General features: G+C 34.9%; 10 protein-coding genes and 1 pseudogene. 6 read left to right on the top strand and 5 right to left on the bottom strand.

The genetic code is table 11. The features are described 5' to 3' along the window. Positions 1-58: 58 nt before the first annotated feature. Positions 59-937, top strand: coding sequence for a hypothetical protein (locus tag IPG37_01775; GenBank protein ID QQR54130.1), 879 nt, complete (start codon positions 59-61; stop codon positions 935-937). Here IPG37_01775 and IPG37_01770 read toward each other — a convergent pair. Beyond that, positions 930-1,690 (bottom strand): annotated as a pseudogene (locus IPG37_01770) (IS5 family transposase). The gene IPG37_01775 and the pseudogene IPG37_01770 overlap by 8 nt on opposite strands. Before the next feature lie 349 nt (positions 1,691-2,039). Here IPG37_01770 and IPG37_01765 point away from each other — a divergent pair. After that, positions 2,040-2,183 (top strand): hypothetical protein, encoded by a 144-nt coding sequence (locus tag IPG37_01765; protein ID QQR54129.1) that lies wholly within the window; start codon positions 2,040-2,042, stop codon positions 2,181-2,183. A 341-nt stretch (positions 2,184-2,524) separates the two neighbouring features. After that, positions 2,525-2,932, top strand: a complete 408-nt coding sequence (locus tag IPG37_01760; protein ID QQR54128.1) for a hypothetical protein — start codon at positions 2,525-2,527, stop codon at positions 2,930-2,932. 104 nt (positions 2,933-3,036) lie between these two features. Here IPG37_01760 and IPG37_01755 read toward each other — a convergent pair whose 3' ends face one another. The 3 genes from IPG37_01755 to IPG37_01745 all read right to left on the bottom strand — a co-directional run bounded on the left by IPG37_01755 (position 3,037) and on the right by IPG37_01745 (position 6,375). Next, positions 3,037-4,545, bottom strand: coding sequence for a leucyl aminopeptidase (locus tag IPG37_01755; protein QQR54127.1), 1,509 nt, complete (start codon positions 4,543-4,545; stop codon positions 3,037-3,039). 71 nt (positions 4,546-4,616) lie between these two features. Then, on the bottom strand, positions 4,617-5,315 hold the full coding sequence (locus IPG37_01750; protein ID QQR54126.1) for a hypothetical protein: 699 nt from the start codon (positions 5,313-5,315) through the stop codon (positions 4,617-4,619). Continuing rightward, entirely contained in the window at positions 5,275-6,375 is a 1,101-nt protein-coding gene (locus tag IPG37_01745; protein QQR54125.1) for an alpha/beta hydrolase, read from the bottom strand. Before IPG37_01745 ends, IPG37_01750 begins: the two co-directional genes overlap by 41 nt. 219 nt (positions 6,376-6,594) lie before the next feature. On the opposite strand from IPG37_01745, the gene IPG37_01740 reads away from it, so the two are divergent. Both IPG37_01740 and IPG37_01735 read left to right on the top strand, forming a co-directional pair. Beyond that, positions 6,595-9,438, top strand: a complete 2,844-nt coding sequence (locus tag IPG37_01740; GenBank protein ID QQR54124.1) for an AAA family ATPase — start codon at positions 6,595-6,597, stop codon at positions 9,436-9,438. 206 nt (positions 9,439-9,644) lie between these two features. Then, positions 9,645-13,571, top strand: coding sequence for a hypothetical protein (locus IPG37_01735; GenBank protein QQR54123.1), 3,927 nt, complete (start codon positions 9,645-9,647; stop codon positions 13,569-13,571). Between the two features lie 10 nt (positions 13,572-13,581). Here IPG37_01735 and IPG37_01730 read toward each other — a convergent pair whose 3' ends face one another. Next, the gene (locus IPG37_01730; protein QQR54122.1) at positions 13,582-14,313 is read right to left on the bottom strand and encodes a hypothetical protein; all 732 of its coding nucleotides are present in this window, start codon (positions 14,311-14,313) and stop codon (positions 13,582-13,584) included. 121 nt (positions 14,314-14,434) lie between these two features. Between IPG37_01730 and IPG37_01725 the strand changes: the two genes are divergently transcribed. Continuing rightward, positions 14,435-15,652 (top strand): ABC transporter permease, encoded by a 1,218-nt coding sequence (locus tag IPG37_01725; GenBank protein ID QQR54121.1) that lies wholly within the window; start codon positions 14,435-14,437, stop codon positions 15,650-15,652. Position 15,653 lies beyond the last annotated feature (1 nt).

Raw genomic sequence — 15,653 nt, 5'->3', positions numbered from 1 at the left:
ATCTATAAAATACAGTTATTTATTACTTTTTTACAGAAGCCTTATGAAATGATCCGTTATGACAAGAGGTAACATATTTTTACTTTGCTTGATGGCCGTGCACACGATACAGCTGGTCGCCAGTGAAAAACTTACATATAACAAACAGATACAAAATTTACAAAACTCGCTCAAAAAAGAATTGTGGAGCAAAGCGTTATTAGAAAACAAAGACAGGATACAAGGCATTAAACTCCTTATCAGAAATAGATCATCAAATCAATTATTTGGACCAGCACAGTATAATTCTAATAGACCAAACAAGGATGAACAGCATGATCAAGAACTAATTTTCGATACATGGACTACGTTACCATCTTTAGTAAATACAAAAATTAAAACACCTTTTTTTATTATGTTCAATGTACATAAGCTTGCACAATCCTTACGCCAAACAGATTGTGACACATACAATAAAATTAACCCAGAACTACCAGCGTTCATATACGCATTTAGTTTTACCTTTCATTATCTCTGTCAAAATCAAAATACATCAGATGAAGCTTTGAAAACTGTATTCGATAAATATTTTTATCTATGTAAAGAAATAAATGAGCGTAACTTTGAATACGAATTCTTTCATCGCTATTTACACGGAAGCGCACAAGCTCGCCTTTCACTGCCACATCCAGATGAACTTGCAGATGATTATAATACCTTCATATGGACTCAACGGGTTACAACAGTTGGCGACTTTTTTGATAGCTTTTGTACAGCAATTTCAGGGTTTTACATTTTACCATTCTGTGCCTGCCATGTCATGTTAAAGTTCTTTGAAAATCAGACGGCCTTGTATTTTTATAATAATTTTACTCTGTCAGGTTCTTTGATCACTATGTTTTGCTGTATTTGTTTGACAAGCGGCAAAGTGATTAAGGTGTGTCCTCAATTTAATTAGTAGGGCATAAAAGCTTCAACCATATGTGCATAGATGCGATGTAGAGCATAGATTGGAAGTTTCTAGCAAGTTTTTCAAAACGCATAGCAATGCCACGAAAATGCTTGAGTCGTGCAAAAGATTTTCAACTAAGTGTCGATTTTTATACAAATGAGCATCAAATTCTGGATCTGGTCTAGTGCTGTTTTTTCTTTTTGGTATAATTACTTGCATTCCTTTTGTCCGTCCATAGATACGAATACTATCAGCATCATAGCCTTTGTCAGCGATAAAATATTCCGCTCCTTCGGCCAGGTCGATTAATTCGTTTGCAACCTTTGAATCGTGCACTTGACCCCAGTGATTTTAAAATTGAGCGGATTTCCATGCGCATCGGTGCACATATGAATCTTTGTAGTAAGTCCACCAGCGGATCTTCCAATTGCTCGCTCTTGACCACGCTGAGCTCCAGTCGCATGTTGGTGAGCTCTAACATAACTTCCGTCGGCGAATACCCATTCTTTATCAACTTCTTTTCGTAGCATAAAAAAAACCTTCCCATAGCCCTTTTTTTGACCAACGATTAAATCGATTAAATGCTGTTTGCCACGGACAAAATTCGGATGGAATATCCCTCCATGGTCCTCCAGTCCGCAATTTCCAAAGGATTGCTTCCATTATATTCCGCTCATTGCCCCACAGGTGGCATCCATGTTTACATAGTATCTCTTCTAGTTGTGACCAAATACTGTCTGTAATAACTCGACGTACCATTGCTTATCCTCGTTGCTGATTTCTGATACAAAAAACTTATCATTTTGTAGTGAAAATGCAACGTCATTACCTCATTTCAAATTGAGGACACACCTTAATCATTTTACATTTAAAAGATACGTAAGCTTTGATCAGAACACAAATGAACTCAAAAAAACTATTTTTTCAAACAACCTTAAAGATTGGACATTAAGAACCGAAGATCCAAACATTGACAATTATTACTGTATTCCAAATGACAAACCAAACTTACTATTTGCTTACAGTAGCTGGACTGTACTTATCTGTATAGTCCTTTGGAGCCTCGATTATGCATATCACTGTTATTCAGTGCTACAAACTCACAAAAATGAAATATAAAATTATGATCATTAAAAATCTGTTTCATACCATCTATCTACTTTTTTCAATGAGCTATCAGGTAGGTTATTTTGGATTAGAACAAACAAGAAAAGCTGCTAGATTATGTCACGGTTATATTGTTTTAACATAGCTATATACGTATGATAAATATCAATATTTTAAAAAACGAAAAAATCATGCTCAAGCTACTCAAGGAATAACTCAAGATACAGTCACTACACCTGTAGCTATACCTGAAAGTTTTAAGTGTAAACTCAGTAAATTTTTATCAGACGGCATTGGATTTAAAGGCCAATGGGAAAAAGGTATCAATTTTGAATTTTGCCCAAAAACACCGATTTATGATACTGAATTCAAAATAAAAATTTGTTCCGAAGTAAAAGGTATACCATTAAATACTATCTTGAACTGGTTACTTCAGTAAATACTATCTTGAACTGGTTACTTCAGTTTAAAATTACAAATGAGACAATGGAAAGTACGCAACAACAGTATAAGTCAGAGATAGATAGTCTATCTGATGCAGAAAAAAGCAAATCTAAGACGAGAAAAATGATAGATAAACACAAGAATATTCCAAATAACGTTACACTTATAAACAACGATTTAGCAGCATTGAAAGAAGCGTATGAAAAAAATAATCCTTTAGATTTATTCCTAACGATCAATTTTCATCATGAAGGCAAGATATCATCAGAAGAAAGCCTGAAGACAGAGCTGTTTTCTTTATGGGGAAAAAAGATTTATCCTCACATCTATTTTTATTCAGGAGCACACGAGCAAGGCAAAAAAATAGAAACCATTATGGAGAGCTACAAAACAGCTGGCAATACTTGTCCGAAGGATTTGTTTACAGATCGTTTACATTACTATGACTGATTTTTTATTGCAGCAACTATAATCAATGACTTAACTTTGATAGTCATCAGCTTCATAAAAATAGGCATGAAGAATCAAAAATATCCTTCATGCCTAGCAAGAATTTACCAGTTCAGAACCAGTTCAACAAAAAGTCGCACACCAGCACCGGTTGCTCCTGAACGATAATAGGAGATATTTGGCACATCAAATGCAACACCCGCAATGTCAAGATGCGCCCATGGTACGTCTTCAACAAAATTCTGTAAAAAATGAGCCGCGGTAATGGCACCAGCTTTGATACGCCCGTCGCCAATGTTACAGATATCTGCTACTTCTGATTTGATCGCTTTTTGATAATCAGGAGTCATTGGCAAACGCCACACATAATCACCGGATACATCTGCCGCTTTTTCAATTTTGTGTGCAAGTTCATCATGCTGACTCAAAAGACCTGCAAAATAAGGTCCAAGCGCATAAGCACATGCGCCAGTTAATGTCGCAATGTCAATAATCGCATCCAGCTTGTAATGTTTGACCGCATAGGAAAGTGCATCTGCCAAAATTAAGCGGCCTTCTGCATCGGTGTTTTTTACTTCAGCAGTTTTTCCATTATAAAAACGGATAATATCACCCGGCTTTGTTGCTTTACCGCTTGGCAGGTTTTCTGACAAGGGAGCAATACCAATAACATTCACATCCGGTTTTAACTGTGCAATGATACTCATCGTATTTATCACTGCAGCAGCTCCTGACATGTCATCTTTCATTGTTTCCATGGATGCTGCCGGTTTTAAACTGAGCCCTCCAGAATCAAACGTAATACCCTTTCCAACCAAAGCAATCGTCTCTGCGTCTTTTTTTGCTGTCTTATATTCCATGATTACCATCTGACAATCAACATCTGAACCACGAGAAACGGCCGCAAGTCCTCCCATTCCTTTATTAATAATCTCCTGTTCACCAAAGATGGTAACGTTCATTCCTTCTTTTTGAGCTATTTGACGAGCCTGTTCAGACATAAATAATGGTGTTGCATCAACAGGCGGAGTATCAATCCAATGCCGTGCTCGATTAACACCCGTTGCAATAATCATTGCAGTATCACTATTTTTTTGTAACAGATCATAATCATTTGAATAGGGCGTAACAATACTGACCAGGTCAATACGATGCTCTTTTCGACTTTCATCTGAAATATAATCATCAAAATGATATTCGGTCATTCGAGCAATCATAACCGTTTCATGTACAAGCTTTTCTGCCGTTACTTCAAATAACCTATGATCAGGGATAATAAAAGTCACTGAAGACACAAGCAATAGTCGAGCCTGTTTTATTGCCTGACCAACCGCACGACGATATGATTCAACAGAAAGCTTACTCGAAACCGTATACTTACCTAATCCCAGACACAGAACATGCGTATCAGAAGTACCTGATACAAGATATGAAACTGCTTGACCCGATCCGCCAATGAATTTTCTTGCCTGCAAAAAAGCTTCAAGCGTATCAATAGTGAATGGTAATGTAGACGACAGATTTTCTAAAGACTGTCCTTGATAAAAAAAAAGAACATACAGGCCAGACTGTTTTTGAGCAGTCTGTGTACGTTCCAATGTGACTGAAATCATAGATTCCTTTGTACTGATAAATATAAAATACGCCAAGAAAGCATACCACAATAAAAAAAATCTAAGAATAGTTATCTTCGGCCATGATGACCGGAATGATGCGACCACCCACCGTGAAATCCACCATACGAAGGCCCAAGCCATGGCCAATCCCAATAATAGTACGGACGATAATAAAAGGGCGATCCATAATGAATATGAATATTGGTACGCAACCCATCACGATCATCATACTGAGCTCGTTCACGTGCAAGCTTTCGATCTTGACGCTGTTGCTCTACCATTTTTTCTATATCTTTGCCAATATAACTTTGAATAAAATCTTCAATCTGCACGTATCCTTTTGGATCTAATAAAATCGCATATTCTGACCCAGCAACAGCCAATTCAGCGTTCACAAAAAGCAATAAAGTCACCGTATCTTGAAAATTAATATTATTCGAATACTGTTGTAACATTCTATATAACTCATCAGTACAGATAAGCTTTGCAAAACATACTTGCGCTAACTCAAAATCAGTTCGATGACTTAACCTGTCTAAGGTTTTTATCATTCGACTCAACTGATCTTTCTGCTTTGCCTTTGCAATTGACGGCGGAATTGAAAGAAGACATACATAATCATGACTGACCAGCAATGCACGAAGCTGTTTTGAAGTAGTAACGGTTTCAATAGTAGCAGACGCAAAAAAGGTGCCCCACAAAAGAAAAAATCCATAGGTAACAGATCTATGCTGCAGGCGCAACGAGCGCCGTAACAAGCTCATCATGAGAATCCTCCCATATTAAAGACGATGGCTGATCAATATATGACTTATCAAGCACACTTTTTAAAAACTTGCGAATTCTCTTGCGATAGCGCTCAGGATTGTAAAACAGAGAATCATAATGCTTTCTTCCATTGGTTATCCATAAACGCTTAAACCCTGGTGCATTTTCATACATCATTCTAATATCGTCAGTTGGTATCTTTTCATCATGCTTACAATGAATAAAAAAACAGGGAACTGTTATCTTTTTCACCGATTCAGCTGGATATAATGGATAAATTTCGGTGTTAATATGCTTCGAGTCAGAATGAGACATTATTCTTAACGCATATTTAATAAACAACTGAACATATCGATTAAACGCATAGCGTTCTAAAAAGGATATTCCGGGTATTTTAAACTCATAGCCAAAGAGATTAACCTTCATCTTACTTAAACCATTTTTAATAACAGTCTCAGAAGATCCAAACGGGCAATCTAAAATCATTGCATCAAAAAAATTCTGGTATCGGGCCTGCGATTCAATAGCTGACACCGCCCCCATCGAAAAACCATAAGCAAAAATAGGCTTATCTTTTAACAACTGATGATTTTTAACAAAATGCACTGCCGCAGCAACATCGTGAACCTCATTTTTTCCAAAGGTACACAACTGCTGATGCGCATCTTCACCGTGTGCTCGAAAATCAAATGTTAACGTATTATACATCCCCTTTGGAAACAGGTGTCTCAAAACACCCATATCAAACTTATCAGAGGTAAAACCATGACATAATATAATGGTAGCTTTTGCATTTTCATACCGAGTTAAAATACCTTTACGTTTTAATATTTCAGTAGATCCATCTGAGATAGGTGCATTCAATACAACCTGTTCGAAAATAGGTCTTTTTTCACTTTTTTCAAGTACGTCTTCTGACTTAAAATAGATAGTGTCCGTCAAATTATCATCGTAAAACGAATATTGGCAAAAATTTTTATTAAAAAAAGAGATAAAAAAAACTATACCAAAAAGTACTAAATACCGCCTGTTTTTGATATAAACTGCATTAAAAGCCATTTTTAAAATTCCTACTTTTTTTAACCTTTTCTATTGTGATCAACCATCAGTAGCAGATTACGTATATATAAATATACTAATTGAAATTTAATCTGTTTTGCAACCATTTTTATAATTTTCCTGAAAAAAGAAAAGTAAAAATAAAAATCGACAAACAAAAAGTATTTATTTATATTGACCTTGTAACATGAGTTCATACTAATAATTTGCAAGGTTTATATGAAGAAAAGAATAAAAAATATTTTTCTATCAATGGTTTTTTCTGTGCCAGTACTATACGGTGTTGTACAAAAACCAGGCCCAAACAGTATGCCACAGCTGCCCACAGTTTCACCGACATTGTTAAATAAAATAACTAATGAAAGTGAACAGAAAAATATTATTGAATACCAGAAACAGCTTTCAATAAATTTCAACAGCGCCGTGTTACTTGACAGAATCTGTGAAGAGATTGTCATTTTATTCAATAAAGGTCTAGTCAAAACAAAGTTCACGCAAGAATCGATCAGAACGTTAACTGACATCCGAAGTCAAATCCTTAAAATATTACATGAACAACCTGAGCTTATTAAAACTAAACAGATCGCACAACTTAAAAGATTTTCGTTACTTTTGATAAGTTTTATCGAGGAAATAAGCAAAAATTTCGAAACTGTCATCAACAGCAAATTTAAAAAAATCGAAAAAGTTAACTTTGAAGCTCTCCAGAAAAGAAAAATCAACATGCGTGCAAGTCTGCAAGAAATTAAGAATAAGACAGCTCAGATGCACAAAAAAGTTGCTTCTTTGTACGAAAAAGTTGAATACGCAAGCCTCACCTGGTACAACATTGCAACCCGTACCTTTGAAAAAAAGATTATCGCCCCATTTCAAAAATACCATGGCCTGAAAGTTGCAAAAAATGGTGTTCTCATCTCAGCTGCCGTAAGCCTTTTTGTATGGATTGTCGGCTCTGCTCACTTGGTCACCGTAAGACACAAGGTAAAAGCAGATTTTTTAAATGAAAAGAGCACGGTGGATCATAGAAACGCTGATGCAAGCAGAGAAATTGCAGAAAAATATCGTCTAAAAAATGGCGGAAGAGACCTTTTCGACGGTCATCTAGACCCTTCCTCAAAGGTGCCAAGTGGTGTACTTGGTCATGTGACCAATCAATCTGGGTGTCTCGATTCATCCATGTTTCATACAATGAGAATAGATAAAGATGGAGCCTATTTGTCCTTAAGTCCATTAGAAAAAGCATTTTTAGATGAAATTGCTGAACAATGCTGGCAAAATTATTTACAAACACAAGCAAGTCTTCTTACGCGTATGCTGCATAAGTTACCAAGCATGATCGGCTGGGCAACACCATACACCTTTCATGGCAACGTTGATCATCAGGAGCTTGTTACAAACAGTGGAAATTACACATTCTTTACCAACTTAGTAACCACCATTGATCAGCTGTTGCGGGGAACCTATGGTTTGACCTCTCTGATTGGTGGATGGGCATTAAATTCCATAAAAGATACCTGGGGTGATGGCATGCCAGGCTCTTTTAGTATGATGTTTTATGAAAAATGGTATGAGCTAGCAAACTTTTTGCGTGGCGGCGCACACCTGCAACAGTCACTCTCCTTTGACTTTGAACCAAAAATCACCTTTGATGACGTTATTGGTCTTGAAGAGGTAAAAGAGGAACTGCGATACCTGCTAATGTTTATTGAAAATTCTGAAATTTTTATTCGCTCAGGCAGAATTCCAGAACGTGGCTATCTTTTAACTGGTCCAACACGAAGTGGAAAATCATACATTGTTGAAGCATTGTGTGGAGAGATCAATAAACGATTGAGAGAACTCGGCCGAACAAAAGAGTTCAAGTTCCAAAAAATACCTCCATTTTTCTTTGCAAAAGCGGGTGTTGATTATCTGCTTGCATGGGCAAAGTCACAAGCTCCGATTATACTTTGGATTGATGAGATCGATTTACTTGACCTTCAACGGGTAGGTGACAAAAAAACATTAATGTCATTTTTAACCGGTATGGGTAATTCTTTTGATAACGATCCAAATAGACTTGTTATCATTATTGGTTGTACCAATAGACCTGAAAACATGGACTTTGCACTCAAACAGTATGGTCGATTTGGCAAAGAGATTCGCTTTGAATATCCTTCTGCTGAATATCGCCGACAGTTTATTATTCAACAGTTATTAAACATTGGACTCAACCCAGAACTGTTTGACATTGAAGGACTCACCTGCAAAACAGAAGGACTTCATTTTGAAGCGATTAAGGCATTCATAAAAGGTGCTTCGGTAAAAGCATGGATGCATAACAAAGCAGTCAGCCAAGATCTACTTGATGAGGTTTTTGATACTGAAATTCGTCATATTTTACCTGTTGAGCGTAAAACACTGTCAGAAACAGAACGGGAACTACTTGCGACCTATTTTGCAGGCAGAGCACTTGCACATATGTTACTTGAAACTCGCGGAAAAATAGATAGCGTAACCATTCGACCTATTCAAGTTAAACTTGAAGAAACACATGTAGCAGAACACATCTGGGACAAGGAAAAGCAGGCAAAAGATATGTCAAATGACGATAAGATCGTCTATGGTCAGATATTCATAAAATTCGATCATGATACTGCAAGCATTAACACCTATGAAGAAACTATGAATGAGATACAGATTTTGCTTGCTGGTTTTGCTGCAGAAGAAGTTTTATATGGTGCCTGTACCTATTCTTGTCACAAAGAAGACGGTGATAAAGCCTATAAAACAGCAGAAACTATCGCATTCGAAGGTATTGATCGAAAACGACTGCCAAATAAAACATTTAGCAAACTCAGTGAAAAAGCATATGGTATCAAAAAAGAATGTTATGAAAAGATAAGAAAGCTTCTTCAAAAATACAAACCCGCGCTTGAACAAATCAAACAGGCGTTAGTGAAAAAATATACACTTCGTGATGTTGAGATATTGCGTATTGTAGAAGAATATGTCACAAATCTTGATGATGAAACTATTATAGAGGAGGATGATCAAGAGAGTACTCCTGTAAGCCCTGAATAATTGGTGCCTTCGTTTCTTAAATGTACAACAAATGAAAGCTGGGTGTTGGAATTCAAAATCCAACACCCAGCTTTCATTTTGACCAATTCAATTCAACAAGTTACTTGTTTCTATTTTTCATATTTGAATCATTTTATTGACAATGTACTTCAAATTGAATTAAGTTAGACGTATATAGTATTTTTATTCTATTATCGGATATTTTCATGAAACAGATATCATTATTTTTCGTTTTATTCACTGCGCATAATATGATCTATTCAATGAATCAAGCAAATGACCTATTCAAAAATATCAACTATAGCCTTGACCAGTTTGAAAAACTGATAAACGAAAAAATTGATAAATCATTTAAAATGCATTTTAATCATGCCATAACACCTGAAATAAAAAAAATCTGTGGCACAGATCTGTTTTCCCAAATCAAAGCACTGAAAGATTTTTACAGTGATAATAGTAATCTTACCGATGAAGACACTGAAGCATTTACAGACCAGATAAATGATTTACACCATCAGCTACGAATGTATACAATTGATGATGATTTAAAAAAGATACAGAAAGAAAAAGAAACCTATTACAAAAATCTGTTCATTAACTTTGACGGTTTATATGACCTTATATTTGATGCAAAGCTAATTGCAGAATTAAAGAGTATGGGCGACAGCAATATTGTACCAGACGCTATACCAGTACTGGAAACCTTATGGAAAAACTTAGCCATATTATACTTTTTACTTCCGGAAATATATGGAATAGAAACACCTGAAGAGATTACAGTAGACAAAACTATTGACCAAACTGGTAAAATCTCATTTCAATCTCTCCAAAATGGATTATTAAAAAGTATATATGATGAAAACGAAGACTTTCTTTCCAGAAGCACGTTTTTACAAATCAATGGTAAAAAAATAACACTATTTTTTAAAGAGATGCTATCACATTTACACCAACATTTGCTCGACATTGTTGACACGAATAAGCTATTTAACAAAGAAATACTACTCGGTATTAATAGAAAAATTGTTGAAAAACTTAAAAACACCTATAGGTCTATAAAGGACAACAATGTCCTTCAAAACTTATCCAATAAAACAACAGATCATGTTTTCCTTGATTTATTGGATTCTGTAATGAATCCTAATGATGACCACACAACTGAAAACATACTATCTCACTTATCAACAACAAGCTTATATGCATACCTTATCTTAAAAGTAACCACCTATTTCAAAAACTTTGATGATATTAACCAAGCACAAACCAAAAAAAATAAAGCTGAGGAAATATGGAATACCATTTTCGACAATAAAACAAAAAAGATATTTTTTAGAAGTTTATCCGGTGAAAAGTTTACGGGTACAGATCCTGTTGAAGAAGCAGTCCAGATTTTCAATGACAGACAAACAGATCTTTTACCTATCATTCAAAGCACATTCAGCTCACTCCCCTTAAAAATTAACTGTAAGGATGAATCATTAAAAGGATTTTTATATTTTTACATTCATCATAAAGCCGATTTTAGAAAATCTTTTGTTCATACCTTTGATAGAATCGATTACACTCAAACAATTTATGAATTCTATATTGATAATGCAATTGAAATGAACCAAAAGCAAAAGGAGGCGTTCTTCCAACTACTCACCCCATGCTCTCCGGCAGCAAAAGGAAATCTAACAGTTGCTCATCTTTATAAACTTGACAAACATACGACACCTTTAAACCAGCAACATAATGAAAACAAAATTCAAGCAAATCGTATGCTTTTTGAACTTGAAGCAAAAAAAATAATTGAAAAATCATCACACTACATTGAAAATACAGTAGTACAAAGCAATGAAAACTTCTTCCACTACTTAACAAAAGTTTTTTCTCATGCATTTAAAACATATGACGCATTTAATCTCTTTCTGAAAATACTTGGTATTATTGCCCCCGCAGATTATACCTTATTTGATTATAATCAATGTAAAAGTACAATAAATCAAAAGCTACGAGTACTCTTTAATTATATAGACCTACAAAAAAACAAGAAAGATTTAATCGCATATAATTCTCTTGACCCATTAAAAGAAATTTTACAAGCTGACCTCGCAAAAACACTTCCAAAAATAACCGAGCATTTTGTAAATGAAATGAATGGCAAGCTCTTAAGAGATAGTATTTATGAAATATTTAAGGAAGAAATTAAACCGTCACTTAAAAAAGTTTTACCACACAGTATGTTCACAAAGGAGATTTCTTATGTTGATACTGTCTCAATCCTCACGAAAATGGTTTTGACAAAATTTTTAAAAATTGAATACAAACCTTCAATTGAGATAACACTAGAAGAATATCAAAAACATATCGATTTAGACCATCTTCCGTCACTGAACTTAGAAAACATTCTAAACCAGTTTTTAATTAATGTTGGCCAACCGCAACTAAAAATTAAATATAAAAACTTTAAGCAGTTTCAAAATGACCTTTACTTAATCCTTGCAACGCTCTATGAACTGATTGACTTTGAAGCTATTAAAGACCCGGAATTATTATCAATAGTAGAGGAATGGTATAAAAACATTCTATGGAACAAAATGATTAAGGCAGGCATTATAAAGAAGGCAAAAGCAATTCCCAGTTTTTTGATAAAATTTAAGAATAAGGCTCAAAATTCATTCAAAGAGTCCTTTGAAAAACTCCTGTCAAAAACAAAACAATTTGACGCCCAAACACGACTAAAAACAGTTATAGACTCTATTCAATTTAAATATACACTGAAAGATTTTAATGAACTTTTAAATACCTATGAACTCGAAGTAAGTAAAAAATCTTATAAACATCCTATCGAACAGGCAACCATTCAAACCGATTTAACCGCATATAAACAGATGAACCTAAATAACAGCAGAGAAGATCGTGAAAGTAAAAACCGAGAAACACATCGTAAAATTAAAAAGCAAATAGAGCAGAGAAAAAAACAAAAGAGAATACTCCAGGAAATAGAAGCATTAAAAAAAGATTTAAAAACGTCTATTGCGATAGCCAAGGCATTTTTTAAAATTAGTCATGAATGTATGGATTTGAAATCTCATAATAAAGTGCTAAACAATACATTTAAACTAGAAATAGACGATGATAGAACCATTGATGAAATGAAAATGGATTCACAAAATATAGCTGAATTTAAAACAAAGCTGGATAATACAGAAGTAAAAAAGTTCTATGAAGAACTAAACCTTATCACAAAAGACAGAGAGCGTGACGGAATAATGAATCCTAATAAAATTCAACGTTTACACAAAAAGGTTTTAAAAAGATTACTCGAACAAAGAACTCAGCTGGAAGAAAAGCTTTTGAGCATACAAAACATACAGAAAAACCTTTTTAAAAATAATAGCAGCACAAACGAAGGATTTGAAAATGATCCTACAACCGATGTTATAATCGCTTCCAAAACTTATAAGGCAATCCTAGTATGTACCATCTATGGAAACGAGGATATACTCGAAAAAGTTTCTTTCATAGATCGAATCTACAAAGCCACTACTTTCATACCAGATTTTTCTACAGACGATGCAAAGGCAGAAACGCTTAACGAAGCACTAACCATGACCATTTTAAACATGATAATAAGTGATGAAATAACAGTAGAAAAAAAGCTCTCTATTTTAAATGAATGCAGAAGTATTCTTGAGAAAGAAACCGTTAAGGATAAAGATAAGCTTCAAAATAAGACATTATTAGGTACAGTTGGATGGCTTTTATATGACGAATTTTACAGTATCACTGATACAAGTACTACATCAAAAGATAAATCGCAAAAACTAAGATCACTTCTCACCCATGCTGAAGATGAAAGAGAAGCTTTACAATATTTCTTAACGAACTTTAAAGCGCTTAATTTTGATAATGCGGATACATTTATTGCAACAATAACCACTGAACTAAAAAAACTAGATGGTCCAACGGCAAACATTAAAAAATTCGAACAAGCACTCAAAACACAATCACAAAAGAAAGATTCAAAATCATGGAATCCATTTACCTGGTGGCGCTATCAAAAACCAGAAAAGCAACCAGAGATACAAGAACAAACAGAATCTGATAACTCATCAGATCAAAAACCGACTACACGTTCGGAAGAGTAATTTTGGGCAATCATAGCTTGGGCTTTTTACGTTTTCTGAATCTTTTTCCCTCACTTTTTGACTGTTCCTTCAGAACCGTTTCGATTGCCGCAGTAGTAGAAGCTTGCCCGATCAATGCATGGTCTGCCAATGCAACCACGTCCCACGCAACTAACACCTCTTTATGAATATTTCTGAAATGCAGTTCTAATTTTTTGCTATTTTCTGAAATAATGGGATTATCATAAATATCACGTGCTTCAAACTTGATCTGATACACATTTTTAAATCTATTGTATAGTTTTCCAAAAAATGACTTATAAATCACATTCAACTCAACAGGCTTAATATCAATCGGATCAAAGGTAAGTTCATCTATTTTTAAAAAGATATGCCATAACGATTGCGGTTGTGTTAACAGAAGTTCTTGAGGAACTAACACATAAAAACTAATAAAATGTTTTAACTCATCCTGTTGTAATCGTAATAGATGCGCTTTCTGTTCATCACGCTTGCCAGCAGTCTTGATATAAAGATCAACATACGATAATCTCACCGCATCTGCAAGCCACATCACATCAAACGAAGCTAACGAACTGAACTGATCATATAATTTAATCGAGCGAATATATGAAAGAACCCCATGTGAATCGTACGGAAGATCAATCCCCTGGTACATGTTCTTCTTGCCCCAATTAACCACTGTACACCCAGGAAGCAACAACATACACACGATCAAAAACGGCATAAAAATATAAAACATTTCAAACCTTTTGTCATAATTAAAGGTATTTACAAAAAACAAGTGACGCATCCATTATGCTTCACTATACTCATTAAGTATAAAAAAAGGAATACGTACTTTACAAAGAAGGCCCATCTCTATGAAAATAGCACGTTTTTTTGCTCAACGATATCTTACACGAACACATCGACACTCACGCATATCACTTTTAATACTCATCTGTTGGTTTTCAATAAGCCTAAGCATATGCATCGTAACGTTAATATGCGGAATCATGGAAGGTTTTCATCACGAAACGGTCAACTCAATGCAGTCAATCTATCCTGATTTAACTATGAGCGCGCAGCAGGACCTTATTGATTCAAAAGCGATAGATAGCTTTTTAAACAAAAATTATCAAAACAGCTGTGTGTGGACCCAAAAAACAGTAAAAAGTGGCCTGTACGTACCAGGGGGACATTCTTTTTTGGCGCCACTGATAATCACTTTAATCGCTATTGTTCCGGAAAAAGAGGCACTCGTTACCACGATTGGAACAAAATTGATAGATACAAACCTCGATCAAGCAACCTCAGACGGCAAACTTATAATCGGCCAAACTACCGCTCAACAGTATAACCTCAAAGAACATGATCCAATAACAGTTCACATCATTGATAATCTAACTGTACATCAACACTACAACTACCACACGTACCATACTACTGTTGGCGGCATTTTCAAAACAGGCATTGAACAGCTTGACCTGCATACTTTTTTCTGTTCCTATGAAACCATAAATACTGTTTTTTCTGAAACAGTTGAAGCATCACAGATTGATCTTAAAATACAAAACAAAACTATGGTAGATACAATTCAAAAACAACTGATTCAAGCAACAGGACTTAGCATAAACCGCTGGGAAGAACAGTTTCCAGCGCTCATTGAGGCATTAAAATTAGAAAAAAAAGTAGGTTTTTGTATTGCATTTTTGATCATGTTAATGGCTATCATAAGCATTATTACACTTCTTTTTAGTTTTATTCAAGTCAAAAGTAAAGACATTGCGCTCTTAAAATCAGTAGGCACTAGCATCTCTTCCATTAGACTAATATTTGTCCTGATCGGCACAATAATCACCGCATCTGCTGGATTTATCGGCATAAGTGTCGGAATTGGCATTGGAACTTGTATAGATCGGTGGAAACTCATTACACTGCCTGATGCATACTATACATCACACTTGATTTTTATTGTTCCAACGTCAACGTTACTGATCTTTTATATTATAACGGTTTTGACCAGTATAGTTTTAAGTTGGTACATAACGCACATAATCAGTGCAGATGAAATAGGAACCAGTTTACGCTTTGAATGAA

Source organism: bacterium, from assembly GCA_016699125.1.
In the GTDB taxonomy this organism is placed as follows: Bacteria; Babelota; Babeliae; order Babelales; family Vermiphilaceae; genus AWTP1-30.
This window is presented reverse-complemented; position numbering and strand designations above follow the sequence as displayed.